General features: G+C 67.2%; 2 protein-coding genes. One reads left to right on the top strand and one right to left on the bottom strand.

Going from position 1 to position 2,061, the window contains the following annotated elements; translation table 11 throughout:
• The coding region (locus tag MOV75_RS35955) for a mannitol dehydrogenase family protein (RefSeq protein ID WP_247007731.1) at positions 1-1,301 on the bottom strand (1,301 nt) is incomplete at its 3' end.
• Between the two features lie 141 nt (positions 1,302-1,442).
• Between MOV75_RS35955 and MOV75_RS35950 the strand changes: the two genes are divergently transcribed.
• The coding region (locus MOV75_RS35950; RefSeq protein ID WP_246932298.1) for a FadR/GntR family transcriptional regulator at positions 1,443-2,061 on the top strand (619 nt) is incomplete at its 3' end.

Raw genomic sequence — 2,061 nt, 5'->3', positions numbered from 1 at the left:
AACTCGCCGGCGAGCGGATCGCGCACGTCGATCGTGCCGCCCTGCTCGTCTGTTGCGGTGACGTAGCGCATCCAGCCGGCCACCGCGAGCGCATGGGTGGCGATCGGTAAATCCTTGCGCAGGCGATCCTGCATCGCGCCGAGCAGGCGCTGCGGCAGCTTTTGCGAGCCGTCCATCGCGATCTGCCAGGTGCGGTGATGCAGCGCCGGATTGGCGAACCGCTTCAGCAGCGAGGCGCGATAGGCGGCAAGGTCGGTGCCGTCAGGCATGGTCAGGGTCACCGCGGCGTCCTCCATCACCTGCGCGGCGAGGCGCGCGAAGTGGGGATCCTGCATGGTGTCGGCGATGGTCTCATAGCCCGAGAGATAGCCGAGATAGGCCAGCGCCGAATGGCTGGCGTTGAGCAGCCGCAGCTTCATCAGCTCGAACGGCTTGACGTCGCTGACGAGCTCGACGCCGGCTGCGGCGAGATCGGGCCGGCCCGCCGTGAAGCGGTCCTCGACCACCCATTGCGTAAAAGGCTCGGTCATTACGGGCCAGGCGTCGCGCATGCCGAGCGCGGATGAGACCGCATCGCGGTCGCTATCCGTCGTCTCCGGCACGATACGGTCGACCATGGTGGAGGGGAAGGCGGCATTGCCTGCGATCCACTTGCCGAGATCCTTCGACCGCAGCGCGGCGAACTGCGTCACGATCCGCTGCACGGTGTGGCCGTTGGCGGCGAGGTTGTCGCAGCACAGTACGGTGAAGGGGGAAAGTCCTTGCGCCCGACGTCGCGCCAGCGCGGCAACGATGAAGCCGGGCGCCGAGCGTGGCGCGCCAAAATTGTTGAGGTCGTGCACCACATCAGGATGCCGCTCGTCGAGATCGCCGGTCTGCGGGGTGTGGCAATAGCCCTTCTCGGTGACCGTGAGCGAGACGATGCGAATGGCGGGATCGGCCATCCGCTCGACCAGGGCCGCCGGGTTTTCGCGTGCGACGACGCTGTCGAGCAGCGCGCCGATGACACGGTGCTCGGTGCCTTCGGCGGCACGTGTGGCGACCGTGTAGAGATGATCCTGCGGGGCGAGGGCGTCGCGCGTATCCGGGCTGCGCAGGCTGGCGCCGATGATGCCCCATGACGTCGCCCCGGCGGCGAGGCAATCGTCAACGATGACGGCCTGATGCGCGCGATGAAAGGCTCCCAAGCCGAGGTGCACGATGCCGGGCGTGGTGCGCGAACGGTCGTAGGCCGGACGGCGGATGCCGGCCGGCAGCCGGTCGAGATTGGCGCGGCCAAGGCGCGTTGAACCTGGGCGCATGGACGTCTCCCCGTTGCTTTGCCGCTGCTTGACATGGCGCCCGTATCAGGTCAATGCTTCGGTCAATTGGTAAGACCAATTTTCCAAAATTGGCGGGCCGCGGGCTGAAATGCCCCGCGCGACCCTTTCAGGGAGGCCAGCGTGCCGCTGGAAGCTGTGGAGGCGAGACGGCTTTATCGCCAGGTCGCCGATCAATTGCGAAGCCTGATCGACAGCGGTGAGTACGCGGTCGGCAGCCGCTTGCCGACCGAGCGCGAGCTCGCCGAACAGCTCAAGGTCTCCAGGCCGACGGTGCGCGAAGCCCTGATCGCGCTCGAGGTCGAGGGTCGCCTGCGCATCCGCGTCGGTTCCGGCATCTATGTGATCGAGCCCGCTTCCGTTGCTGCGCCCGCGCCAGCTTCCGTCATCGAAGGCCCGTTCGAACTGCTGCGCGCCCGTGAATTCCTCGAAAGCGCGATCGCCGAAGAGGCCGCGCGCGTCGCGACCAAGGACGACATCGCCCGCATCGACGCCTCGCTTCTGGCGATGGAGAAGGTCGAGCATCCCGGCGAAGCTTCGATGGTTCACGACCGCGCGTTCCACGTCGCGATCGCCGGCAGCCTTGGCAATGCCGTCCTGGTGCGCGTGGTCGGCGAGCTGTTCGACCAGCGTCTCAATCCCTATTTCGCGCAGCTTGCGCATTATTTCGAGAGCCCGGGCACCTGGCGCACCGCGCTCGACGAGCATCGCGCCGTGCGCGAGGCGATCGCGGCGCACGATC

The organism is Bradyrhizobium sp. PRIMUS42 (assembly GCF_023006515.1).
Lineage (GTDB): Bacteria > Pseudomonadota > Alphaproteobacteria > Rhizobiales > Xanthobacteraceae > Bradyrhizobium.
Note: the sequence above shows the minus strand (reverse complement) of the source record. Positions and strands in the feature narration are given on the sequence as shown.